This window comes from Duganella violaceipulchra, from assembly GCF_019166075.1.
Lineage (GTDB): Bacteria > Pseudomonadota > Gammaproteobacteria > Burkholderiales > Burkholderiaceae_D > Rugamonas > Rugamonas violaceipulchra.
The window spans coordinates 52,675-76,380 of sequence record NZ_JAHTGR010000011.1 but is presented as its reverse complement, the minus strand read 5'-3'; the positions used below and the strand labels follow the sequence as shown (position 1 = coordinate 76,380).

The 23,706-nt window shown below is 66.7% G+C and carries 24 protein-coding genes; 6 read left to right on the top strand and 18 right to left on the bottom strand.

Annotated elements, in window-relative coordinates; genetic code table 11:
- The first annotated feature begins 207 nt into the window (after positions 1-207).
- Positions 208-1,479 (top strand): putative glycoside hydrolase, encoded by a 1,272-nt coding sequence (locus KVP70_RS20535; RefSeq protein ID WP_217944031.1) that lies wholly within the window; start codon positions 208-210, stop codon positions 1,477-1,479.
- Positions 1,480-1,489: 10 nt separating this feature from the next.
- Here KVP70_RS20535 and KVP70_RS20530 read toward each other — a convergent pair whose 3' ends face one another.
- Genes KVP70_RS20530 through KVP70_RS20520 form a run of 3 tightly spaced genes read right to left on the bottom strand, consistent with a single transcriptional unit; the run spans position 1,490 to position 2,728 of the window.
- Positions 1,490-2,131, bottom strand: a complete 642-nt coding sequence (locus tag KVP70_RS20530; protein WP_217944030.1) for a nitroreductase family protein — start codon at positions 2,129-2,131, stop codon at positions 1,490-1,492.
- On the bottom strand, positions 2,128-2,535 hold the full coding sequence (locus KVP70_RS20525) for a carboxypeptidase regulatory-like domain-containing protein (protein WP_217944029.1): 408 nt from the start codon (positions 2,533-2,535) through the stop codon (positions 2,128-2,130). Before KVP70_RS20525 ends, KVP70_RS20530 begins: the two co-directional genes overlap by 4 nt.
- A gap of 52 nt (positions 2,536-2,587) precedes the next feature.
- Positions 2,588-2,728 (bottom strand): hypothetical protein, encoded by a 141-nt coding sequence (locus tag KVP70_RS20520; protein ID WP_217944028.1) that lies wholly within the window; start codon positions 2,726-2,728, stop codon positions 2,588-2,590.
- Here KVP70_RS20520 and KVP70_RS20515 point away from each other — a divergent pair.
- Positions 2,727-3,164: a universal stress protein gene (locus KVP70_RS20515; protein ID WP_217944027.1), complete on the top strand. Its 438-nt coding sequence runs from the start codon at positions 2,727-2,729 to the stop codon at positions 3,162-3,164. The two genes, KVP70_RS20520 and KVP70_RS20515, sit on opposite strands and share 2 nt — an antisense overlap.
- Before the next feature lie 14 nt (positions 3,165-3,178).
- Here the strand turns inward: KVP70_RS20515 and KVP70_RS20510 are convergent, their stop codons facing one another.
- On the bottom strand, positions 3,179-4,081 hold the full coding sequence (locus KVP70_RS20510) for an AraC family transcriptional regulator (RefSeq protein ID WP_217944026.1): 903 nt from the start codon (positions 4,079-4,081) through the stop codon (positions 3,179-3,181).
- A gap of 100 nt (positions 4,082-4,181) precedes the next feature.
- Between KVP70_RS20510 and KVP70_RS20505 the strand changes: the two genes are divergently transcribed.
- Positions 4,182-4,925 (top strand): SDR family oxidoreductase, encoded by a 744-nt coding sequence (locus tag KVP70_RS20505; RefSeq protein ID WP_217944025.1) that lies wholly within the window; start codon positions 4,182-4,184, stop codon positions 4,923-4,925.
- A gap of 3 nt (positions 4,926-4,928) precedes the next feature.
- On the opposite strand, the gene KVP70_RS20500 is transcribed toward KVP70_RS20505, so the two are convergent.
- Complete coding sequence (locus KVP70_RS20500; protein ID WP_217944024.1) at positions 4,929-6,134, bottom strand: NnrS family protein; 1,206 nt, start codon at positions 6,132-6,134, stop codon at positions 4,929-4,931.
- Positions 6,135-6,311: 177 nt separating this feature from the next.
- Here KVP70_RS20500 and KVP70_RS20495 point away from each other — a divergent pair, with 177 nt between their 5' ends.
- Positions 6,312-6,596, top strand: coding sequence for a heavy-metal-associated domain-containing protein (locus KVP70_RS20495; protein ID WP_229224965.1), 285 nt, complete (start codon positions 6,312-6,314; stop codon positions 6,594-6,596).
- A 13-nt stretch (positions 6,597-6,609) separates the two neighbouring features.
- On the opposite strand, the gene KVP70_RS20490 is transcribed toward KVP70_RS20495, so the two are convergent.
- The 9 genes from KVP70_RS20490 to KVP70_RS20450 form a co-directional block, all read right to left on the bottom strand.
- On the bottom strand, positions 6,610-7,275 hold the full coding sequence (locus KVP70_RS20490; RefSeq protein WP_217944023.1) for a response regulator: 666 nt from the start codon (positions 7,273-7,275) through the stop codon (positions 6,610-6,612).
- Between the two features lie 24 nt (positions 7,276-7,299).
- Positions 7,300-9,231, bottom strand: coding sequence for a type IV pili methyl-accepting chemotaxis transducer N-terminal domain-containing protein (locus KVP70_RS20485; RefSeq protein WP_217944022.1), 1,932 nt, complete (start codon positions 9,229-9,231; stop codon positions 7,300-7,302).
- Positions 9,232-9,285: 54 nt separating this feature from the next.
- Positions 9,286-10,260 carry a GTP 3',8-cyclase MoaA gene (moaA, locus tag KVP70_RS20480; protein ID WP_217944021.1) on the bottom strand — a complete coding sequence of 325 codons (975 nt, stop codon included), beginning with the start codon at positions 10,258-10,260 and terminating at the stop codon, positions 9,286-9,288.
- A 332-nt stretch (positions 10,261-10,592) separates the two neighbouring features.
- Complete coding sequence (locus KVP70_RS20475; protein ID WP_217944020.1) at positions 10,593-11,339, bottom strand: peptidylprolyl isomerase; 747 nt, start codon at positions 11,337-11,339, stop codon at positions 10,593-10,595.
- 10 nt (positions 11,340-11,349) lie between these two features.
- Positions 11,350-12,033 carry a respiratory nitrate reductase subunit gamma gene (narI, locus tag KVP70_RS20470; protein WP_217944019.1) on the bottom strand — a complete coding sequence of 228 codons (684 nt, stop codon included), beginning with the start codon at positions 12,031-12,033 and terminating at the stop codon, positions 11,350-11,352.
- Between the two features lie 10 nt (positions 12,034-12,043).
- Positions 12,044-12,718: a nitrate reductase molybdenum cofactor assembly chaperone gene (narJ, locus tag KVP70_RS20465; protein WP_217944018.1), complete on the bottom strand. Its 675-nt coding sequence runs from the start codon at positions 12,716-12,718 to the stop codon at positions 12,044-12,046.
- Complete coding sequence (narH, locus tag KVP70_RS20460; protein WP_217944017.1) at positions 12,711-14,267, bottom strand: nitrate reductase subunit beta; 1,557 nt, start codon at positions 14,265-14,267, stop codon at positions 12,711-12,713. Before narH ends, narJ begins: the two co-directional genes overlap by 8 nt.
- A complete protein-coding gene (locus KVP70_RS20455; RefSeq protein ID WP_217944016.1) occupies positions 14,264-17,977 on the bottom strand; it encodes a nitrate reductase subunit alpha in 3,714 nt (1,237 codons plus the stop codon). The genes narH and KVP70_RS20455 overlap by 4 nt, the downstream gene beginning before the upstream one ends.
- 167 nt (positions 17,978-18,144) lie before the next feature.
- Complete coding sequence (locus KVP70_RS20450) at positions 18,145-18,633, bottom strand: nitrous oxide reductase accessory protein NosL (protein WP_229224964.1); 489 nt, start codon at positions 18,631-18,633, stop codon at positions 18,145-18,147.
- A gap of 203 nt (positions 18,634-18,836) precedes the next feature.
- On the opposite strand from KVP70_RS20450, the gene KVP70_RS20445 reads away from it, so the two are divergent.
- Positions 18,837-19,211, top strand: coding sequence for a hypothetical protein (locus KVP70_RS20445; RefSeq protein WP_217944015.1), 375 nt, complete (start codon positions 18,837-18,839; stop codon positions 19,209-19,211).
- Between the two features lies 1 nt (position 19,212).
- Positions 19,213-19,458 carry a DUF3079 domain-containing protein gene (locus KVP70_RS20440; RefSeq protein WP_217944014.1) on the top strand — a complete coding sequence of 82 codons (246 nt, stop codon included), beginning with the start codon at positions 19,213-19,215 and terminating at the stop codon, positions 19,456-19,458.
- A 31-nt stretch (positions 19,459-19,489) separates the two neighbouring features.
- Here KVP70_RS20440 and KVP70_RS20435 read toward each other — a convergent pair whose 3' ends face one another.
- Genes KVP70_RS20435 through KVP70_RS20420 form a run of 4 tightly spaced genes read right to left on the bottom strand, consistent with a single transcriptional unit; the run spans position 19,490 to position 23,682 of the window.
- Positions 19,490-20,164: a carbonic anhydrase gene (locus KVP70_RS20435; protein WP_217944013.1), complete on the bottom strand. Its 675-nt coding sequence runs from the start codon at positions 20,162-20,164 to the stop codon at positions 19,490-19,492.
- A 9-nt stretch (positions 20,165-20,173) separates the two neighbouring features.
- Positions 20,174-20,854: a Crp/Fnr family transcriptional regulator gene (locus tag KVP70_RS20430; RefSeq protein ID WP_217944012.1), complete on the bottom strand. Its 681-nt coding sequence runs from the start codon at positions 20,852-20,854 to the stop codon at positions 20,174-20,176.
- A gap of 9 nt (positions 20,855-20,863) precedes the next feature.
- Positions 20,864-22,282, bottom strand: coding sequence for an oxygen-independent coproporphyrinogen III oxidase (gene hemN, locus KVP70_RS20425; RefSeq protein WP_217944011.1), 1,419 nt, complete (start codon positions 22,280-22,282; stop codon positions 20,864-20,866).
- Between the two features lie 14 nt (positions 22,283-22,296).
- Positions 22,297-23,682: a NarK family nitrate/nitrite MFS transporter gene (locus tag KVP70_RS20420; protein WP_217944010.1), complete on the bottom strand. Its 1,386-nt coding sequence runs from the start codon at positions 23,680-23,682 to the stop codon at positions 22,297-22,299.
- Positions 23,683-23,706 lie beyond the last annotated feature (24 nt).

The following is a 23,706-nucleotide window of genomic DNA, read 5'->3' as shown; positions in this document are numbered from 1 at the left end:
CGAACCGGGACAGCGTCAGTAGCGGATTTTGATACAAGTCAAAACGGCCCCACAAATAGCCGCTGCCGGGCGCAGGACCGTCGAGCGGCGCCGAAATTGAATGCGATTTTGACCTGGATCAAGCAGCCGCCTGTGCCGCCACAAGCTCTGCCGCTACATTCGATGCACGCAACGCCGCCCCCACCCATTACTTCCGGAAACCGCCCCATGCGCCACCTTCTGCTTGCCGCCACCCTCGCCCTGGCCCTGCCGCCGGCGCTGGCCATCGACGGCGTCGTCTACAGCCAGGCCGGCCACGGCGCGATCGCCGGCGCCACGGTCACCTCCGGCGGCGCCAGCACGCAGACCGACGCGGCCGGCCACTTCCACCTGCCGGCGGCGGGACCCAGCGTGGCGGTGCGGGCGCCCGGCTATGCGCGCCGGCAGCTGCCCTACGCCGGCGACGGCGCGGCGCTGCGGCTGGAACTGGCGCCGTTCCAGGCCAAGGCCCTGTACCTGTCGTCCTACGGCATCGGCAGCGACGCCCTGCGCGAGGCCGCGCTGGCGCTGGTCAAGCAGACCGAGTTGAACGCGCTGGTGATCGACGTCAAGAGCGACCGCGGCATGATTCCCTATGCCAGCACCATCGCGCTGGCCGAGCGCATCGGCGCCCAGAAAGTACGCACCGTCAAGGACATGCCGGCGCTGGTCGCGCAGCTGCACCAGCGGAACATCTATCTGATCGCCAGGATCGTGGTGTTCAAGGACGATCCGCTGGCCAACGCCCGGCCCGACCTGGCGCTGAAGAACCGCCAGGGACAGCTGTGGCGCGACGGCGAAGACCTGTCCTGGGTCGATCCCACGCGCCAGGAAGTGTGGCAGTACAACCTCGACATCGCCGAAGAGGCGGCCCGGCTGGGCTTTGACGAAATCCAGTTCGACTATGTGCGTTTCCCGGACGCGCCCGGCGCGCAGTACGCCCAGCCCAGCACCCAGGCCAGCCGGGTCGACGCGATCAGCGGCTTTCTCGGCGCGGCGCGGGCGCGCCTGGCGCCCTACAATGTGTTCGTCGCCGCCGACATCTTCGGCTACGTGCTGTGGAATACCGACGACACCGCGATCGGCCAGCAGCTCGAGCGCCTGGCCGAGTCGCTCGACTATATTTGCCCCATGCTGTATCCGTCCGGCTTCAAGTGGGGCATCCCGAACTACCGCAATCCGCTCGAACATCCCTACGACATCGTGTACCGCTCCTTGCAGCGCGCCAGGCAGCGCACCGGCCTGGACGGCGCCCGTTTCCGGCCCTGGTTGCAGGACTTCAGCGATTACGCCTTCGACCACCGGCCGTTCGGCGCCGCCGAGGTGCAGGCGCAGATCGACGGCGCTGCGGCGGCCCAGGCCAGCGGCTGGATGCTGTGGAATCCGCGTAACCGCTATTCCAGCGGCGGCCTGCAATGCGAGGGCAACGATTGCGCCGCGCCGGCGCAGCGTGCCGAATGAGGCGCCGGCGTCATTGCCGGGCCGGTTCCCGCTGCGGCGGATAGCCCACCGTCTGCGCCGCCACCACGTGCTGGTGCGGCGCCAGCCCCATCACGGCAGCCAGCGCCGGGCGGTCGACCCAGCCGCGCACCACGGTGGCCAGGCCCTCGGCGGCGCAGAACAGGTAGACGTTCTGGCTGATGAAGCCGGTGTCCAGCGCGGCGTAGAATTTCTGCTCCTCTTCCGGGCGCGTGCTGTCGTCCTTGAGGCTGGCCACATAAATCAGGTTGAGGGGCGCGCCGGCGACGAAGTCCTGGCCGCCGGTGGCGGCGCGGACGTCCTCGGCCAAGACCGGCAACAAGGCCAGCTGCTGCGCATCGAAGCGGTACAGCCCGGCGCGCATGGCCACGTAGATGTCGATCTCCTGGCCGTTGTTGGCCGATGGCGCGGTGCGCAAGCCCAGGTCCGGCCGGTTGATGCCGAACGCCGCCCACAGCAGGCGCGACAGCGCGTACAGCGGCAGTTCATCGGCGCCGAACGCGCGGCTGGACTGGCGCCGCAGCAGCACCTTGAACAGGGCCATGCTCAACGGTGAAAATTCGGCGTCGAGCGCCAGCGCCTCGGGGGCGATCAATTGCAGTGCCGGCAAGCCGCCGTGGCTGGCGGCGCTCATTGCGGGTCCCAGTAAAAATACAGCTCGCGCGCGCCGTTCGGCTTGATCACCACCGTCTGCTGCAATGGCTTGCCATGCATCGTGGCCACGACCCGATAGCTGCCCGGGTCCAGTTTCAGATAGCACCAGGGGCCGTCCGAGGTCGCGGTGGCCACCGGCGTGCCGGTCTGGTCGTAGACGGTCAGCGCGACGTCGGCCAGATACTCGCCGCTGATCCTGGTGGCAAACGTCATCCGCAGGTTGTAGTCGTCGCGGGCCGCCAGCATGGCCTGCCGCTCGTCCTCGCCGACGCCGCCGCTCAGGTAATCGAGGCCTCGCGGCGTGCGCTGGGCCAGGTCGCCCGCCATCGCGCCGGCCTGGCAGCCCAGGGCCAGTATCAGTAGCCAACTTCTCACGTTGTTCATGTCATTCCTCCTTGTCATGCAACAACAATAGTGGCCCCGGCCCATAAAAGCACTAGCGGCTTCTGACCCAAATCAAAAAAACCAACAATTGTTCGCGGGGAAGTTTTTGATCTGAATCAAGGATTTTTTCCGGGCCGCTGGCCATAGTGTTGCTATAGCCCACCACCATGCCCTCGCGGCGGAAAACATCCATGTTCAAGACCATCTTATTGCCCAGCGACGGCTCGGAAATGTCCAAGGCGGCGGCCGTCGCCGCCATCGAGCTGGCGTGCACGCTCGGCGCCAGCCTGGTCGCCATGTCGGTCGCCGAACCCTATCCCTACTCGCCCTACGTGGAGTTCGGCGCGGTGATCGATGTCCAGGTGTATGCCGACGCCATGCAGGCGCTGGCGCACGCGCACGTGCAGGAGATCGCCGCGGCGGCCGCCGCCAAGGGCGTGCCCTGCACCACCCATGTGAGCACCTCGTTCAGCCCGTCCGATGAGATCGTCGACATGGCGCAGCAATACAAGTGCGACCTGATCTTCATGGCCACGCACGGACACGGCGGCCTGCAACGGCTGCTGCTGGGCAGTCAGACGCAGCGGGTGCTGGCCCATGCGGCCATGCCGGTGCTGGTGTTCCGCTGACCCGGACGGCGCCGCTAGTCCGCGAGCTGTCGCGCATACCGCGCCGGCGCCACGCCGACATGGCGCGTGAACGCCACGCTGAAGGCGCTGGCCGAGCCATAGCCGACGCGCCGCGCCACGTCCGCCACGCCCGCCGCTTCCCGCCGCAGCAAGTGTTTGGCGCTGGCCATGCGCCAGCGCAGCAGGTACTCCATCGGCGCCACGCCCAGCGCGCGGCTGAAGCGCTCGAAGAACGCCGAGCGCGAAAGCGCGGCCGCCTTGGCCAGCTGCGCGACCGTCCAGGGCGAGGTCATGCTCTCATGCATCTGCCGGATCGCCGGCGCCAGCCGTTCGTCGGCCAGGCCGCGCAACAGGCCCGGCGACGTGGCCGTCACGGCCGTTGAACGCAGCGCCTCGATCAGCAGCACTTCCAGCAAATGGGCCAGGATGACGTCCCGCCCCGGGCGCTGCGCGCGCGATTCCTCGCCCGCCAGTTGCACGATGGTCGACAGCCGCCGCTCGCCACGCACATGCAGCAGTTGCGGCAGCAGCGACACCAGCAACGCCGCGTCCGGCGAGCCGAAGGCGCAGTGGCCCACCAGCAGCCGTACCTGCGCCGGCACGTCCCGGGCGCCCAACCGGAACTCGCCATGCGGCAGCGCCACCGGTTCGCTGTCGGCGCTGCCGGCGCTGGTCGGCTCCATGCTCGCCATGCAGAAATCATGCGCCGCGGGAATCAGGACGAAGTCGCCCTGCTCCAGCAGCATGGCCGGCTGGCCGTCCAGCGTAAGGCGGCAGCCGCCATCGAGCACGACGCAATAGAAAGGCTGGCCGGCTTCGGCACGGTGGATGCGCCAGGCGCCGGCCCCGCTGACCACTTTCGAATGGCGGGCGCGCGGCTGGAGGAGCGTGACCACCTCCGTCAATGGATCAATCATTTCTGGACTCCTGCGAATGAAACTAGGACTTTCGATTGCAGCGAGTCCGGCGGCGCTTGGCTATAGTGCCGCCACTGCCCACCATTTACAGGAGTTCCCCATGAAAACCGTACTGATCACCGGATGCTCATCCGGATTCGGCCTTGAAACCGCCCGCTACTTCCTGGCGCGCGACTGGAACGTCGTCGCCACCATGCGCACCCCGCGCGCGGACCTGCTGCCGCCCTCGGCCCGGCTGCGCGTGCTGGCCCTGGACGTCACCGATGCGGACAGCATAAGCCGGGCCATCGAAGCGGCCGGCCCGGTCGACGTGTTGGTCAACAACGCCGGCATCGGCGTGCTGGGTGCGCTGGAAGGCACGGCGATGGCCAGCGCCCGCGAGGTGTTCGCCACCAACACCCTGGGCGTCATCGCCATGTGCCAGGCGGTGTTGCCGCAATTCCGCCAGCGCCAGGCCGGCGTCATCGTCAACGTGACATCGAGCGTGACCTTGATGCCGCTGCCGCTGCTGTCCGTGTACACGGCCAGCAAGGCGGCGGTCAACGCCTTCACCGAATCGCTGGCGCTGGAACTGCAGCAGTTCAACGTGCGCACGCATCTGGTGCTGCCGGGACGGGCGCCCTCTACCCGCTTCGGCGAAAACGCCCAGGCGCGCATGCAGGGCGCCATCCCCGAGGCCTACGCCGCGCTGGCGCAGCAGGTGTTCGCCGACTGGGCGCAGTCGTCCGCCATCACCGAGGCGGACGATGTGGCGCAGGCGGTGTGGCGCGCCGCCACCGATCCGGCCTGCCCGCCGCGCCAGGCGGCGGGAGCGGACGCCGTCGCCCTGTTCGTGCCGGACTGACGATCAGCCCGGCTTGCCGTCCAGGCGGCGGTTGGCCAGGTAAGGCGCATACACGCGCACATACAGGCAAAACGCGCCGGTCCAGCACAGCGCGCTGAGCGCCAGCAAGGCCGGGCCGTAGTCCCAGCCGAGCGCGGACAGCACACGGCTCAGGGCGCTCAGCTGGATCAGGCCGAACATCGCCGTCTCCATCTTGCCCGCGCGCAGCGGCCGGCCGGTGTGGCCCAGCGTGGTGCGCGTCATCATGCCCAGGATCAGGCCCGCCATCGAACCCACCGTCAGCGCGTGGAAGCCGGCGCTGGCGCTGACCATTTGCCAGCGCGACAGCACCAGCAACAGCAGGCCGGCGGCGATCCACGCATACGACAGGTGCATGATCCACAGCAGCGGATAGCTGCCGGTGCGCAGCGCCTGCCAGCGCCACAGGCGCAGCAGCACCAGCGCCGCCGCCGCCACGCCGAGCGGCGTGATCAGCCAGGCCGGCGCGACGGCCACCCAGGCCAGCGCGAAGCCGGCGATCAGGCCCAGCGACCAGCGGTCGAGCCTGGGCTGGACCAGCGGCGTGCTGCCCGGCGCGCCGTTGCGGGTGAACATGGGAATGATGCGGGTGCCGATGGCCGACTCCATCAGCACGATGACCAGGATCGCCGCCTGCGCCGGCGCGATCGGCGTGGTCGCCAGCCAGCCCAGCGCGATGGCGTGGAACACGCCGTTGGCCACCGCCATCAGCGCGAGCAGGCCCACCAGGAAGTAGTTGCGTTTGTTGCCGGACTTGCTCAGCACCTGCCACAACGGCCAGGCCGCGGCCGGCAGGAACAGCCAGTCGATCGCCGCGCCCACCAGCGGCGCCGCCGCCAGCATCGCCAGCCGGCCCATCAGCCACAAGGTCACCAGCGCCGCCAGCTTGCCGCGCACCGGCGTCCACGAACCGGTCCAGGCGAAGGCGGCGGTGTAGAGAAAGCCGACCACCACCGCCGCCGCCATGCCGAACACCATCTCGTGCATATGCCAGTTGAAACCCACATGCAGCCAGGACGCGACGTCCGCGCTCCACCAGCCCAGGTAGCGCGCCATCCACAGCGGTATCGCCAGCGCGGCAAACACCGCCGCCGCCAGATAGAAAGGCCGGAAGCCCAAGGCCCACAAGGGGTGGCTGCTGTCCCACGCGGACCTCGTGCCGGCGGGTTCTTCAATGTGAAGCAAGCTCATGATCTACATCCTGTAAGGGTACGCACCATTGTCGGCGCGGCATGGCGCGGCGTGAAGCCCGGCGCCCGTTTCGCATAATCTGGATCAAGAAAATCCAAATCGCCTTCGCCCTGCGTCGCGCTTTGGCTTAGGCTGTCGCTGTGGTTTTCATTCGGGTTCAACATCAAAAGGAATGCTATGCAAACAGAACTTCTCATCGACGGCATGGACGGCGAAGCCTGTGCCGACACCATCGCCAAGCTGCTGGCCGAAATCGACGGCGTCAGCGACGTGCGCGTCTCGTTGCGCGACCGCGTGGCCCGCGCGCGCATCGACGAAACACGCGTCTCGCCACACCGGCTGATGCGCACGCTGTCGCTGGCCGGCTATCCCGCCAGCGTCCAGCCGGCCGAGGCGCCAGCCGCGCCGGACGCCACGGCCGCCAACGCCGGCGGCTGCTGCGGCGGTTGCTGCGGCGGCTGACCTGCGCGGCGCCTTAGGCGCCGTTGTGCATGCGGTGTTCGACCGCGTACACGGCCGCCTGCACCCGGCTGCTCAGCTTGAGCTTTTTCAGCACGTTCTGCACATGGATCTTGACCGTGCTTTCGGCCAGGTCCAGCGTGCGCGCGATGCCCTTGTTGCTTTCGCCGCGGGCCAGGCAATCGAGGATCTCCCGTTCGCGCGGGGTCAGCTTGTCGAGTTCCGAGGCCACCGCCGGCGCCGCGCCGGACTGCAACTGCGCCACCAGCTTGGCCGTCATCGACTCGGCCAGCACGGTCTCGCCGGCCGCCGCGCGGCGGATCGCCCGCACCAGGAATTCGGTGTCGATATTCTTCAGCAGATAGCCGCTGGCGCCCGCCTTCAGCGCCACGCTCAGGTCTTCCGCGTCCTCCGACACGGTCAGCATCACCACCGCGCTGTCCGGGCAATCCTGGCGCAGCAGTTCCAGCGTTTCCAGGCCCGACATCCCGGGCATGTTCAGGTCCAGCAGCACCACCTGCGGCTTAAACTGCTGCGCCCGCTTGACGCCCTCGAAACCGTCGGCCGCCTCGCCCACCACGACAAACTCCGGGTGGCGCTGCAGCAGCGAGCGTATGCCGCTGCGGAACAGGGTGTGATCGTCCACCAGCAGCACGCTGATCGTATTTGCTTCCTTGTCCATCTACTCCAGCCTTTCTTGTTGGGGTTAAGCCGCGCGGCGCTGGGCGCGCGGCAGGCGCAGCAGCACTTCGGTGCCGGCGCCCGGCGCCGAGCGCAGTTGCAACTGCGCGGCGATGCGCTGGGCGCGCTCGCGCATGATGTTGACGCCGACATGGGCCTCGCCCTGCGTCTCCAGCGCGGCCGGGTCGAAGCCGTGGCCGTTGTCCTTGACGCTGAGCGTGAAGTCCTGGTCGTCCGTCAGCCGCACCCAGACCTGGCTGGCCGAGGCGTGCTTGCGCACGTTCGACAGCGCCTCCTGCACGATGAACAGCAGCTGCAGCTGATGCTCGCGCGGGAACGGCGCGCCGTCCGAATCGGCGCTGAAGTCGACCGCGATGCCGCTCTGGCGGCGGAACTTGTCGACCACCGTCTCCAGCGACGTCACCAGGTTGCCTTCCTGCAGCCGCGTGCGGAAGTTGTGCAACAGCTCGCGCACGTCCTGGTAGCTCTCCTCGACGCCGGCGCGCAGGGCCGGCACGATGCTCTCCACCTCGTCCATGCGCTGGCGCTGCAGCGACTGCTCCAGCATCTGCACCTGCAGGTTCAGGAAGTTCAGGCCCTGGGCGATGCTGTCGTGCAGGCCCTGCGCGACCAGGTTGCGCTCCTCCGAAATGGCCAGCTCGCGGTCGCGGCCCTGCAGGCGCTGGTTCTCGATCGCCGTGCCGAGCAGCTGGCCCAGGGTTTCCAGCAGCGCCGTCTGGGCCGCCGTGAACGTGGTGGACGCGCGGAAGTGCAGGTTGAAAAAGCCCATGTGCTGGCGCTGCGCGAAAATGTGGAAGATCGAAATCGTCGCGAAACCCTCGCGGTGGCATTGCAGCGTATGGCCGTCGGCGCGCCGCCGCAGGTCGTGGATCACCGCCAGCTTGCTGACCACCGCCTCGCCGCACAGGCACTCGCCCACCTTCAGGCAGCGCTCGGTCTCGACCAGCTGCTCCGATATGCCCTGATGCACCAGCATGTGCAGATTGCCGCGCAGCGGGTCCAGGATGCGCACCGAGCCGCCGTCGGCGCGGAAATACTCGCTGATGCGCTGCAAAAAGCCCTGGCACATCGGCTCGGCCGCCTGCGCCTGCTGCAGGAAGGAGGCGATGTCGTACAGCAGCGCCAGTTCGCGGTTTTGCAATTCCAGCTCGCTGGTCTTGAGCTGGACCCGCTGCTCCAGGTTGTTGTAGGAATCCTGCAGCTTGTCGGCCATCTGGTTGAAGCCGTTCGTCAGCTGGCCGAATTCGTCGTTGCTGTCGACTTCCAGCCGTACGCTGAAGTCCCGCTCGCGCATGCGCTCGATGCCGCCCTGCAGCCGCGTCACCGGCGCCACGATCATGTCGAACAGCAGGTAGATGATGCTGACCGTGCCCAGCAGGGCCAGCGCCAGCAGGGTCAGCTGCGAGGCGCGCAGCCAGAAGGTGCGGGTTTCACTGTCGCGCTCGATGCGGTGCACCAGCTGGTCGACGCGCAGCACGAACTGTTCGCTGCGTTGCTGGATCAGTTTGATCTGCGCGCCGTCGCGCACGCCGGCCACCAGCAGGCCGCGCACCGGCGGCGCCAGCTCGGCCTGCCATTGCTGGATCACCTCGGCGTAGGCGCCGTGGATGGCCGCGGTCGGCGGCAGGAACAGCGGCCGCTGCGGATCGCCGCGCCGCAACAGTTCCAGCGTGCGCTCCATGCGCCGCAGCTGCTCGCCGACCTGCTGCGCGCCGTTGGCGCCGCCATCCATTTGCGTGGCCAGCAGCGCCAGGCGATAGCTGTCCATGCGCAGGCTGCCGGCCACGTTGATGGCGGCGGCGCTGCCCTCGAGCTGCCAGGACAGCAGCAAGGTCGAGCCGATCACGACCAGCGCGATCGCGAGAAAACTCAGTAACAAGCCGACGATGCGGGTCGACAGTTTCTGCCAGCCGGCGAACAGTCCGGGCTTCAACATGGCGACTCCTGATATTGGTGACAACGGCCGAGTATACACGCCTGGCGTGTCCACCTAGCCGCCCGTTTGCGACATGAAGCGCACGATCTTGGTCGGTTCCCGCCCAAAATCGTGTTGCTGGGGCTTGAGTTCGATCGCTTCCCGGATCGCCTGCTCCAGTTCGGCGTCGCTGGCGCCGCCGCGCAGCAGCGGCGCCAGCGGATATTGCTGCTCCTGGCCCAGGCACAGGTACAGGGTGCCGTCCACCGCCAGCCGCACCCGGTTGCAGGTGGCGCAGAAATGCTGCGACAGCGGCGTGATATAGCCGATGCTGGCGCTGCCGTCGGCCGTGGACCAGTAGCGCGCCGGCCCGCCGCCCAGCTCCAGCGCCTGCGGCACCAGCTGGAACTTCTCGGCCAGCCGCTGCTGCACCGGAGCCAGGTTCAGGTAGGAGGTGTTGCGGCCGGTCTCGCCCATGGGCATGACTTCGATCAGGCGCAGCACGAAATGTTGTTCAATACAGAAGGCCGCCATGGTTTCGATCTCGGCGTCGTTGACGCCGCGCATGGCCACCATATTGATCTTGATCGGCGCCAGGCCGGCCGCCTTGGCCGCCTGCAGGCCGTCCAGCACCGCCGGCAGGCAGTCGCGCCCGGTGATGCCGGCCATGCAGTCGCGGTCCAGCGTGTCGAGGCTGACGTTGACGCGGCTGATGCCGGAGGCGGCCAGCGCCTCGGCGTGGCGCGCCAGCCGGGTGCCGTTGGTCGACAGCGACAGGTCGCGCACGCCTTCCAGGCTGGACAGGCGGGTCGCCAGTTGCGGCAGGTTGCGGCGGGTCAGCGGCTCGCCGCCGGTCAGGCGCACGCGCGTGGTGCCCAGGCGGGCGAAGGCTGCCACCACCCGCTCGATCTCGTCAAAAGAGAGCCAGTCGGGCGGGTCTTCGTAACCCTTGAAATCCTTGGGCATGCAGTAGGTGCAGCGCAGGTCGCAGCGATCCGTGACCGACACCCGCAGATAGTCGATCGATCGACCAAAACGGTCGCTTAACATCGTCGCTCTCCTGTCATGATTGGTGAGTCCATTGTAGCGGCCGGAAAGCGTCCTGCCACTGCGCATGACGGCTTAGCCGGCCTAGTTCGAAAGGACTAGTGTCCGAGGAGTATGCACATGGGGTGCACCTCCCCGCTCCTTGTGGCAAAGCCCCGATTTTCTCTTCGATTTTGCCCTGCTTTTTCAAGCATTGGGCTATTTCCGGAATTGCCGGCCTAAATTGGGGAAAACCGAAAAAAATAGGGGAGAAAATCGAAGGAATGCCACAATGACCGCGCAGGGGCACGCCCATGCCCTGCCCAATGCGCGGCCCCGCCCGGTCCGAACGGCCCTTATTGCACCAGCGGCGACTGTGCGCCGTCCAGCTCCACCCCGGCGATGTCGGCGCGGCCGACCAGGATGTGCAGGTATTGGTGCAAGGCGCGCTGCCAGGACTGGCGGCGCAGCTCGTCGGCGATCTGCGCCTGCACCGCGGCGAACGGCACCACGGCGCCGTTCACGCGCCGCCGGGCTTGCACGATGTGCAGGCCGAAGCGGGTTTCCAGCAGCCGTCCGGCCAGCTCGCCCGCTTGCAGGCGGAACAGCAGCTCGTCGAATTCCGGCACGCATTGGCCGCGCGCCACCTGCCCCAGGCTGCCGCCGACCGCGCCCGACGGACAGTTCGAGTACTGGCGCGCCAGCTCCTCGAAACGCTGCGGCCGCGCCTGCAGCTCTGCCAGGATCAGCTCGGCCGTCTGGCGCAGCAGCTCCAGCGGCGCCGCCGGCGTCACCTGGAACAGGATGTGGCGCGCCTCGACCAGGTCGCCGCTGCGGAAGCGCTGCTGCTGGCTCTGGTAATAGCGCTGGCAGCTGGCCTCGTCCGTGTCCGGCACCGTGACTTCCTGCGCGAACAGGGCCTCGATGCGCTGGTCGTCGTCGACGCCGGCAATGCCCAGCCGCTCCGCCTCCTGCAGCAATACGGTGCGCAGCACCACCTCGTGCACCGCCTGGCGCAGCGGATTGGCCGCCTGCGCCTGGTGCGGCAATTCCGCCGCGATGGCGCTGTCGTCGATGTCGACGCCGTTGACCGCGATACCCATGATGGTCTCCTTAGCGCGAACGCACCAGTTGATAAGCGCGGCTCAGGTAGGTGACGGCGCCAAAGCCGCTCCATACATGCACCAGGCGGGTGAACGGGAAGATCGCGAACAGCGACATGCCCATGAACAGGTGCAGCTGGAACACCAGCGGCGCGTCGACGATGAAGCCGGCGGCGTCGCCGCGCAGGGTGACCACGTGCTGCGCCCAGGTCATCAACTGGACCATCACGTGGCCGTCCATGTGCGAGGCCGAGGCGAAGATCGAGGTCAGGCCCAACAGCAGAGTGGCCAGCAGCCACACCAGCACCAGCTTGTCGCGGAAGGTGCTGCGGGCGCGCACCCGCTCGTTGCCCAGGCGGCGCGCCAGCAGCATCAGCAGGCCGACCAGGCACAGCGAGCCCATCACGCCGCCGGCCACCATCGCCACCAGCTGCTTGGCGCCGTGGCTCACGCCCAGCGTGTCCCACACCCACACCGGGGTCAGCAGGCCGGCCAGGTGGCCGAAGAACAGGCCCAGCACGCCAATGTGGAACAGCGGGCTGCCCAGGCGCAGCATGCCGTTGTGCAGCGTCTGGCTCGATTCCGACTTCCAGCTGTATTGCTCGCGGTCGAAGCGGATCAGGCTGCCCACCAGGAAGATCGCCAGCGCGATGTACGGATAGATGCCGAACACAAATTGATGTAGATAGTTCATGTGATACTCCTCAATGACGCTGCGGCGCCGCCGCCTTGGGATAGAAATTCACCGGATGGACGCCGCCCATGGCCGGCGCCAGCAGCGGTTCGATGCCGTCGGCGCCGGGGCCGAAGGTTTCCAGCGCCTCGTCCATGTCGCGCACCGGTGGTTCGCTCAGTTCCTCGGCCTGCACCGGCGTCAGGGTCTGCAGCAGGTCGAACAGGCAGGCATACGGGCTGCCGTTGGCGCGCAGCTTGCGGCCGACGAAGGCCAGCACGTGGATGGCGTCGCCCAGCATGCGCTCGGCCTCGTCCGCTTCCAGCTGCGACAGGAACTCCAGGAACAGCGGCACGTAGTCCGGCAGGTCGTTGCCGACCATTTGCAGGCCGTGCTTGCTGTACTCGGCCAGCAGGTCGACCATGGCCTGGCCGCGGTCGCGCGACTCGCCGTGGATATGCTCGAACAGGTGCAGCGAATGCGACGGGTTGCGGTCGAACGTCATCACATACTGCTGCTGCAGGTCGATCAGCGGCGTGCGGCGCAGATGCGCCAGCAGCTCGGCCAGCGCGCCGTGCCAGCGCGGTAGCGTGTTCTGCAAATAGCGCTCCAGCTGCGGCAGTTCGGCCAGCAGCTCGGGCTCAGGGTATTGCAGCAGGGCCGACAGCATGCAATAGCCGTGGCCTGCGGTATCGAACTCAGACATCGAGGTTCTCCTTTTTCTTGCGGGACTTCGGCATCGACATGAAGATCTCCGAGCCGTGCTTGCGTTTGCCGAACAGGCTGGTGTCGCTGACGCCGTCCGAGCAACCGTTGCCGAAACTGAAGCCGCAACTGCCCTTCTCGTTGAAGCTGTCCTCCGCCATTTCCTTGTGGCTGCTCGGGATCACGAAGCGGTCCTCGTAGTTGGCGATGGCCATGATGTGGTACATGTCCTCCACCATCTCCGGCTCCAGTCCGACCTGTTGCAGCACGTCGTAGTCCGGCGTGCCGGCCACATGCTTGCTGCGCATATAGGCGCGCATGGCCAGCATGCGGTCCAGCGCGCGTATCACCGGCTGCTGGTCGCCCGCCGTCAGCAGGTTGGCCAGGTATTGCACCGGAATGCGCAGGCTGGCAGTGTCCGGCAGGATGCCGTTCTTGCCCATGCGGCCCGATTCGGCGGCGGCCTGGATCGGCGACAGCGGCGGGATGTACCACACCATCGGCAAGGTGCGATATTCAGGATGCAGCGGGAACGCCACCTTCCAGTCGACCGCCATCTTGTACACCGGCGAACGCTTGGCCGATTCCAGCCACGAATCCGGGATGCCCTGGCGCCGCGCTTCTTCAATAATGGCCGGGTCGTGCGGATCGAGGAACAGGCCAAGTTGCGACGGATACAGGTCGCGCGGGTCGGCCACCGAGGCCGCCTGCTCGATCTTGTCGGCGTCATACAGCAGCACGCCGAGGTAGCGGATGCGGCCGACGCAGGTTTCCGAGCACACCGTCGGCTGGCCCGCTTCGATGCGCGGGTAGCAGAAGGTGCACTTCTCGGCCTTGCCGGACGACCAGTTGTAGTAGATCTTCTTGTACGGGCAACCGGAGATGCACATGCGCCAGCCACGGCACTTGTCCTGGTCGATCAGCACGATGCCGTCGTCCTCGCGCTTGTACACCGAGCCCGACGGGCAGGAGGCGACGCAGGTCGGATTGAGGCAATGCTCGCACAGGCGCGGCAAATACATCATGAAGGTATTCTCGAAGGTGCCGTACATTTCCTTCTGCATGTTGTTGAACAGCGTGTCCTGGCTGCGCTGGGCGAATTCGCCGCCCAGGTCGTCCTCCCAGTTCGGGCCCCACTCGATCTTTTCCATCTTCTTGCCGGTCAACACCGAGATCGGCCGCGCGGTCGGCGGCGTTTCCGACAGCGGCGCGTTCTGCAGGCGCTCGTAGTCGTAGGTGAACGGTTCGTAGTACTCGTCGATCTGCGGCAGGTTGGGATTGGCGAAAATCTGCGCCAGGATCTTCAGCCGGCTGCCCTGGCGCGGCTCGATCTTGCCGGCGTCGGTGCGGCGCCAGCCGCCGTTCCACTTGTCCTGGTTTTCCCAGTGCTTCGGATAGCCGATGCCGGGCTTGGTCTCGACGTTGTTGAACCAGGCGTACTCGACACCGTCGCGGCTGGTCCACACGTTCTTGCAGGTGACCGAGCAGGTGTGGCAGCCGATGCATTTGTCCAGGTTCAGCACCATGCCGATTTGTGCGCGAATTTTCATGCCAAGTTCTCCTTCCCAGTTGCTTCCTTCAACGGACCTTCCAGCCAGTCGACCTTGTTCATCTTGCGCACCAATACGAATTCATCGCGGTTGGAGCCGACCGTGCCGTAGTAGTTGAAGCCCCACGATAGCTGCGCGTAGCCGCCTATCATGTGGGTCGGCTTGGTGACGGCGCGCGTCACCGAGTTGTGGATGCCGCCGCGCTTGCCGGACATCTCGGCGCCAGGCACGTTGATGATCTTTTCCTGGGCGTGATACATCATGGTCATGCCCTCCGGCACCCGCTGGCTGACGACGGCGCGCGCGGTCAGCGTGCCGTTGACGTTGAACACCTCGATCCAGTCGTTGTCGACGATGCCGGCCGCCTGGGCGTCGGTCTCCGACAGCCACACGTGAGGGCCGCCGCGCGACAGGGTCAGCATGCGCAGATTGTCCGAGTAGGTCGAGTGGATGCCCCACTTCTGGTGCGGCGTGATGAAGTTCAGCGCCAGCTCCTTGTTGCCGTTCGGATGGGCGCCCAGCATCGCCGCCGTGGTCTTGGTGTTGATGGCCGGCTTGTACACGCACAGGCCCTCGCCAAAATCGCGCATCCAGCGGTGATCCTGGTAGAACTGCTGGCGGCCGGTCAGCGTGCGCCAGGGGATCAGTTCGTGCACATTGGTGTAGCAGGCGTTGTAGCTGACCTCTTCCGATTCCAGGCCCGACCAGGTCGGCGAGGAAATGATCTTGCGCGGCTGCGCCTGCACGTCGCGGAAGCGGATGCTGTCGTGCTCGCGCGGCAGCGCCAGGTGGGTGTGGTCGCGGCCGGTGATCACCGACAGCGCCTCCCAGGCCTTGACCGCCACGTGGCCGTTGGTTTCCGGCGCCAGCGACAGGATCATCTCGGCCGCGTCGATGGCGGTGTCCAGCCGTGGCTGGCCGTGGGCGATGCCGGGCGCGGTCACCGTGCGGTTGATGCCGCGCAGTACCTCGACCTCGTGGCCGGTCTTCCAGCCTATGCCCTTGCCGCCGTTGCCCAGTTTTTCCAGCAGCGGGCCGATCGAGGTGAACTTCTGGTAGATCTGCGTGTAGTCGCGCTCGACCACGGTGAAGTTCGGCATGGTCTTGCCGGGGATCGGCTCGCATTCGCCGGCGCGCCAGTCTTTCGGGTCGAACGGCTGGCCCAGTTCGCCTGGGGTGTCGTGCATCAGCGGGGTCAGCACCAGATCTTGTTGCGTGCCCAGGTAGGCGCCGCCGATTTCCTCGAACTTCTTGGCGATGCCCTTGTAGATTTCCCAGTCCGAACGCGATTGCCACAGCGGCTGCACCGCTTCCGACAGCGGGTGGATGAAGGGGTGCATGTCGGACGTGTTCAGGTCGTCCTTCTCGTACCAGGTGGCGGTCGGCAGCACGATGTCGCCGTACAGGCAGGTGGTCGACATGCGGAAGTCCAGCACCACCAGCAGGTCCAGCTTGCCTTCTGCGGCCGGACGCACCTTGACGTCGCGCGGCTTGATGCAATCGTCCTCGTTGCTCATCAGCGCGTTCTGCGTGCCCAGCAAATACTTGAGGAAGTACTCGTGGCCCTTGCCCGAGCTGCCCAGGATGTTGGAGCGCCAGACGAACATATTGCGCGGGAAGTTGGCCGGATTGTCCGGATCGTCGCAGGAGAACTCGAGTTTCTTGTCCTTGATCTGGCCGACCGCGTAGTCGACCGCGCTCATGCCGGCCGCGGCGGCGGCGCGCGTCACCTCCAGCGGATTGGTTTGCAGCTGCGGCGCCGACGGCAGCCAGCCCATGCGCTCGGCCTTGGCGTTGTAGTCCAGCAGCGTCATCGGCGCGACGTCGGGGCCGGCGGTGGGCGAGGAGATTTCCTCGGTGTGCAGTTTTTCGTGGCGCCACTGGCTGGTGTGGGCGTAGAAGAACGAGGTGCCGTTCATCTGGCGCATCGGACGGTTCCAGTCCTGGGCGAACGCCAGCGGCGTCCAGCCGGTTTGCGGACGCAGCTTTTCCTGGCCCACGTAGTGCGCCCAGCCGCCGCCCGACTGGCCGACGCAGCCGCACATCATCAGCATGTTGATGATGCCGCGATAGGTCATGTCCATGTGGTACCAGTGGTTCAGCGCGGCGCCGACGATGACCATGCTCTTGCCACGGGTCTGGTCGGCGTTCTCGGCGAACTGGCGCGCCACGGTGACCACGTCGGCGGCCTTGACGCCGGTGTGCTTGACCTGCCAGGCCGGGGTGTAGGGGACGTCGTCCTCGTAGCTGGTGGCGACATTGCCGCCGCCAAGGCCACGGTCGATGCCGTAGTTGGCCATGGTCAGGTCGAACACGGTGGCGACCAGCGCGCTGCTGCCGTCGGCCAGCTGGAGGCGCTTGACCGGCACGTTGCGCATCAGCATATCGCTGGCGTCCTTGCCGCCGAAGTAAGGGAAGCCGACCGCCACCACTTCATCGCTGGCGCCGATCAGCGACAGCTGCGGATCGACCGGGGCGTTATTGCCGCCCTCCTTCATTTCCAGGTTCCACTTGCCGGCCTCGCCCCAGCGGAAGCCGATCGAACCGGCCGGCGCGACGATGCGGCCGCTGGTTTCGTCGATGACCAGGGTTTTCCAGTCGGGGTTGTTGGTTTCGTCGAGCTTGTTGTCCAGCTGCGAGGCGCGCAGGAAGTATTCCGGCGCCAGGGTGCCGTTCTGCTCTTTCAGCAGCACCAGCATCGGGAAGTCGGTGTACTGCTTGGCATATTCCTTGAAATATTTGGACTGGTGCTGCGCGTGGTATTCCTTCAGGATCACGTGGCCCATGGCCATCGCCAGCGCGGCGTCGGTGCCCTGCTTGGGCGCCAGCCAGATGTCGCCGAACTTGGCCATCTCGCCGAAGTCGGACGACACCGCCACCGTCTTGGTGCCCTTGTAGCGCACCTCGGTGTAGAAGTGGGCGTCCGGCGTGCGCGTCATCGGCACGTTCGAGCCCCACACCATCAGGTAGGTCGAGTTGTACCAGTCGGCCGATTCCGGCACGTCGGTCTGCTCGCCCCACACCTGCGGGCTGGCCGGCGGCAGGTCGCAGTACCAGTCGTAGAAGCTCAGCGCCACGCCGCCGATCAGCGACAGGTAGCGGGTGCCGGCCGCGTAGCTGACCATCGACATGGCGGGGATCGGCGAGAAACCGACGATGCGGTCCGGGCCGTATTTCTTGATCGTCAGCGCGTTGGCGGCGGCGATCATCTCGTTGCTCTCGTCCCAGGTGGCGCGCACGAAGCCGCCCAGGCCGCGCACCGACTTGTACAGCGCGGCGCGTTCCGGGTTCTGGCTGATGTAGTCCCAGGCCGTGACCGGGTCCATGGTCTTGCGCGCCTCGCGCCACATTTCCATCAGGCGGCCGCGCACCATCGGGTACTTGACGCGCTGCGCCGAATATACGTACCACGAATAGCTGGCGCCGCGCGGGCAGCCGCGCGGCTCGTGGTTGGGCAGGTCGGGACGGGTGCGCGGATAATCGGTCTGCTGGGTTTCCCAGGTAATCAGCCCGTTCTTCACATACACCTTCCAGCTGCAGGAGCCGGTGCAGTTGACGCCGTGCGTGGAGCGCACGATCTTGTCATGCTGCCAGCGCTGGCGATAGGCGTTTTCCCAGGTGCGGTCCTCGTGCACGACGGCGCCATGGCCGTCGGAGAAGGTCGATACCGTTTTATTGAAGAACTTCAGGCGATCCAGAAAGTGACTCATGCTGCCTCCTAACTTGCACCCGGCGCTAGCCGGGCATGCGGTCGCATGCAACATGCATGGACTCGACGATGATTGCAGTCTAAGCAGCGCAGAGCCTGGTGGGAATCGGCAAGATGGTGGCCGGGCGGCGTGAGAAGGACTAGGCGGACTATGCCGAAGTGACTAGTTCACTGTGCGCGGTAGCATTCGCGGCTGGCGCAGACGGTCAGCAATTGCTGGTAGTCGAGCACCCGGGCGCCGGGCGCCGGCGAGGCCTTGCCGCCGGCATAGGCTTGCAGCGTCGCCGCCGCGCGGCGGTCAGCGCCCGTGTGGCGGACGTAGCGCGCTTCGCTGGCCGCCAGCCAGCGGCCGTCGCCGTCGCGCACGTACACATTGCGCACCAGGCCGGGATGCTCCATCGCGCCCAGCTGGGCGAACATGGCGTCCAGGCTGCAGAAACGCAGCACCAGCCCGCTGTCGTAGCGGATTTGCCCGGCAATCTCGCGGCCAGGGTAGCCGGCCAGCGGGGGCGGCGCATCGCAGCGCGCATCGGGCGGCGGCGCCCACGAGATCGCATCGGCCGGGCCGTAGTTGTGCCACAGGGCGCCGGTGGCGACGGCGGTGAGCAGCGCCAGCGCCACGCGGCAGGCGGGATGGTAGTTCAGATTGATACGCATAAGGCTTCCTTTCAACGCGGCCCCGGCTTGGGTCGCACGACCATTATTCGTCGCGGCCGGCGCGCCGGTCCATGACCTGGGTCATGGCTTTCCGGGCCGGTCTACGGCAAAGGAACTAGCCGGACTAGTCATTCATGGCAATGGGCAGCCGTGCCGGGACGCGCTATACATACAGACTGGATCACCGACTACCGAGGAAGCATATGAATATCGCCACATTTGAAGAATTACTGATCGCCGCCGCCCTGCAGCCGCAGCCGCAACGCCTGCTGCTGGCCTTCGCGGTGGCCGAAGCGGACCCGGACGCGCCGGCGCGCAGCACGCTGGTGCCGGTCATGTGCGTGGACAAGCAGGTGGGCGAGCTGGACACGTTCAAGAACCTGGCCGAGGAAGCGCAAGGCATGGGCCAGGCCTGGGACGTGCTGCTGATCACCACGCTGTCCGGCAGCGAGGGACGCCTGCCCGACCCGCAGCAGACCGACGCCGCGCTGAACAAGATGCTGGGCGCGATCCAGCAGGGGCAGATGGAGCGCTTCCTGGCGTTCGACCGCCAGGGCGAACTGATGAGCTACGCCTGACATGGCCAAGATCTTTCCGCTGCGCCCAACCAAGCCCGAGCTGATCTGCTGGGGCTGCGACCGCTATTGCCCGGCCAATTCGATGATCTGCGGGAACGGCTCGGACCGCAGCCAGCATCCCTACGAGCTATTCGGCGAAGGTTGGGAGAGCTTCGGCCTGAACGCGCAGGACCAGCCGCCGGCCGCAGACGATGCGGATGCACAAGATGGGGTCAAGTCTGACATTCGGACACAACCTCTTCCGTAGCGGCCGATACGGTAGAGGCCGTGTCCGAATGTCAGACTTGACCCCCAGCCGTTATGGCTTCGCGCGCGGTCAGCGGGCATACCAGCGGCAGGAATTGCTGGCGGCGCGGCGAGTACGCCATCAGCGCCCCGCTCTGCAAATCGAAATACCAGCCGTGCAGCTTGAGCTTGCCCTCGTCGACGCGGCGCTTGAGCCATGGATAGGTCAGCAGATTATCCAGCGACAGCAGGATGCTGGCCAGCTCGCACGCGTGGTGCTGCTCGGCGCTGTCGCGGTGGCCCAGGTCGCGCCGCACGCGCTGCGCCACCGGCTCGGCGATGCGCATCCACTGGCCGACGAAGTCGGTCTCGCGCTGCGCCGGACGCGGCGCCAGCAGCGCGCGGATGCCGCCGCAGCCGGCGTGGCCCAGCACGATCACGCGCTCGACCTCCAGCTCGCAGACGGCAAACTCGATCGCCGAGCTGACGCCGGCCGAGGCCGTCGGCGTACACGGCGGCACCAGGTTGGCGATATTGCGCACCACGAAGATGTCGCCCGGATCGCTGCCGGTCAGCAGCACCGGATCGACCCGCGAGTCGCAACAGCCGATCAGCAAGGTGCGCGGGCGCTGGCCGGCGCGCAGGCTGCCGTAGGGACTCTCGTCGTTGTTGAAATATTGCTGTTGAAAGCGGCTGAAGCCGCTGACGAATTTTTCGATGTCGTGCATGCTTGCCTCTCAGGCGGCGCAGCGCCGCAGCGCCGGCACGTCGAGTACGGTGACCTTGCGGCCCTTGAAGGTGATCAGCTGCTGCGTGCACAACTCGGCGAGGATGCGCGAGAAATGCTCGGGCGTCAGGTTCAGCCGCGAGGCCAGCACCGCCTTGGTGACCGGCAGCGTCAGCAAGCCGCCTTCGTCCTCGTGCAATTCCTTGAGCAGGTAGCCGGCCACGCGCTGGGTGCCGGAGCGCAGCGAGTACGACTCCATGTCGCACATCAGGCCGTGCATGCGCTGGCTCAGGCCGGCCAGCATCTTGCAGGCGAATTCGGGATCGTTGTGGATCTCGCGGTAGATCGCCGGCTTGGCCACGTGCAGCAGCAGCGTGTCCTCGGTGGCCTGGGCCGAGACGATGTAGGGGCTGCCCATGAACATCAGCGCCTCGCCGAAACTCTGGCCCGGCCCGATCAGCTCGATGACCTTCTCGCCGCCCGCCAGCGAGGTGAACGCCAGCTTGACCTGGCCGTACAGCACCTGGTGGAAGCCCACGCACGGGTCGCCGCGCTGGAAGATCATGCCGCCCCGCTCGACCCGCACCTCGGTGGTGCCGAGCGCGATGCGCGACAGTTCTTCCGGTCCCATGGAATTGAACAGCGGCACACGGGACAGAAAGGTCTGCACCTTGATTTTGTTTTTTTCCATGGTCAGTCCTCAGATGGTGCGCGAATAGCGGGCCGGCTGCGGCCCTTCGACTGGCGGCGCGTGCAGGTAGCTGTCGAAGGCCATGCAGATGTTGCGTATCAGCAGGCGCCCGCGCATCTTCACCCGCAAGCCCTTGCTGCCGATGCACAGCAAGCCTTGTTCCTCCAACGGCTTGAGGCGTTCCAGCGCGTCGGCGAAATAGTCGGCGGCGGCGACGCCGTCCGGCAGCGGCAGGCTGGCGTAGTCCAGCTCGAAGTCGCACATCAGCTGGCCGATCACGGCGCGCCGCAACAGGTCGTCGGCGCTGAGCACGATGCCGCGCGCGATCGGCAGCTCGCCCCGGTCCAGCCGTTCGTAGTACGCGGACAGGATCTTCTCGTTCTGGCTATAGCTGGCGCCGACCGCGCTGATGGCCGACACGCCCAGCGCCACCATCGGCGCGTCCGCATGGGTGGAATAGCCCTGGAAGTTGCGCTGCAACTTGCCCTCGCGCTGGCTGCGCGCCAGGTCGTCCTCCGGCAGCGCGAAGTGGTCCATGCCGATGTAGACATAGCCGGCCGCCGTCAGCCGCTCGATGCACAGGCCCAGCATGGCCAGCTTGGTTTCCGCGTCCGGCAGGTCGACGCTGTTGATCAGCCGCTGCGATTTGAACAACTGCGGCATGTGGGCGTAGTTGTAGATGGCGATGCGGTCCGGCCGGGCGGCGACGATCTTGTCCAGCGTCGGGCCGAAGCTGGCCACGCTTTGCAGCGGCAGGCCGTAGATCAGGTCGACGCTGATGGAGCGGAAGCCGCAGTCGCGCGCGGCCTGCAGCACCTCCATCGTCTCCTCGTAGGATTGGATGCGGTTGACCGCCTGCTGCACCGCCGGATCGAAGTCCTGGATGCCCAGGCTGATGCGGTTGAAGCCCTGCCGGCGCAAGGTGGCGATGCGCGCCGGCGTGACCGTGCGCGGATCGACCTCGATGGAGAACTCGCCCTGCTCGTCCGGCGCGAAGGCGAACTGGCCGCGCAGCGTGGCCAGCAGCTCGTCCATCTGCCTGTCGCTCAGGTAGGTCGGCGTGCCGCCGCCGAAGTGCAGCTGGTCTACCCGCCGCCCACCGCCGAGCACCTCGCCCTGCAGCGCGATCTCGCGGTACAGGTAGCCCAGGTATTCGACCGCCTTGTGCCGGTCCTGGGTGATGATCTTGTTGCAGCCGCAGTAGTAGCACAGCGACGCGCAGAACGGAATGTGGACGTACAGCGACAGCGGGATGGCCGGATCGACGCCGGCCACGGCGGCCCGGTACTGGGCGGCGCCGAAGCCGCCGTCGAAGCGGTCGGCGGTCGGATAGGAGGTGTAGCGCGGTCCCATCTGGTTCAGCTTGCGCACCAGCGCGGCGTCGAATTCGACCGACGGGGTCAGTGTGATCACTCGGGCGGATGGCATGGTCGTGGCTCCGTTCAGCAAGGCATGGCCGCGTTCTTGCGGGCGTAGCACCACCAGGTGATGGCGATGCAGCTGACGTAGAACGTGATGAAGCACCACAGCGCGGCGTCCGGGCCGCCGGTCATGGCGATCGAGGTGCCATAGCTCTTGGGGATGAAGAAGGCGCCGTAGGCCGCGACCGCCGAGGTGAAGCCCAGCACGGCGGCGCCCTCCTTGTTGGCTTCGACGATGGCCTGTTGCTGCACGGCGGCCGGCTTGCCGGCGCTGGCGCGCTGGCGCTCGGTCAGGAAGATCACCGGTATCATGCGGAAGGTCGAGGCGTTGCCGACGCCGGTGCCGGCGAACAGCAGCATGAACATCCAGAAGAAGCCGTTGAAGTTGCCGCCCGTGCCGCCATGCGGCAGGAAGGTGATCACGCCGAACACCGCGGCGATCATGACGGCGAAGGTCCAGACGGTGACGCGGGCGCCGCCCAGCTTGTCGGAGATGATGCCGCCGACGACACGCGCCAGCGCGCCGACCAGCGGGCCGAGGAAGGCGTATTGCAGCGGATTGACATCCGGGAACTGGGTCTTGATCAGCAGCGGGAAGCCGGCCGAATAACCGATGAAGGAGCCGAAGGTGCCGGTGTAGAGCCAGCACATCAGCCAGTTATGCTTGCGCTTGAAGATCACCGCCTGGTCGGCGAACGAGGCCTTGGCCGAGGCCAGGTCGTTCATGCCGAACCACGCCAGCACGCTGCTGACGACGATGAAGGGCACCCAGATGAAGCCGGCGTTCTGCAGCCACAGCGTGGTGGTGTGGCCGGCCTTGGTGGCGCTTTGCGGATCGCCGCCCAGGCTGCCGAACACGCCGGCGGTGATCACCAGCGGCACCACGAACTGCACCGCCGACACGCCCAGGTTGCCCAGGCCGGCGTTCATGCCCAGCGCGTAGCCTTTCTGCGCTTTCGGGAAGAAGAAGCTGATGTTGGCCATCGATGAGGCGAAGTTGCCGCCGCCGAAGCCGCACAGCAGCGCCAGCACCAGCATGGTCGGATAGCCGGTGCTGACGTCCTGCACCGCGAAACCGATGCCGATCGCCGGGATCAGCAGCGAGGCGGTGGAGATGGTGGTCCACTTGCGGCCACCGAAGATCGGCACCATGAACGAGTAAAAAATACGCAGGGTGGCGCCGGACAGGCCGGGCAAGGCCGTCAGCCAGAACAGCTGGTTGGTGCTGTACTGGAAGCCGATGGCCGGCAGGTTGACCACCACCACGCTCCACACCATCCACACGGCGAACGCCAGCGCCAGCGCGGGGATCGAGATCCACAGGTTGCGGTTGGCGGTGTTGCTGCCGCCGCTGCCCCAGAACGCAGGGCTCTCCGGCTCCCACGTGTTAATCATGTACTTGCTCATCATTTTCTCCTAGTAGATTTTGGG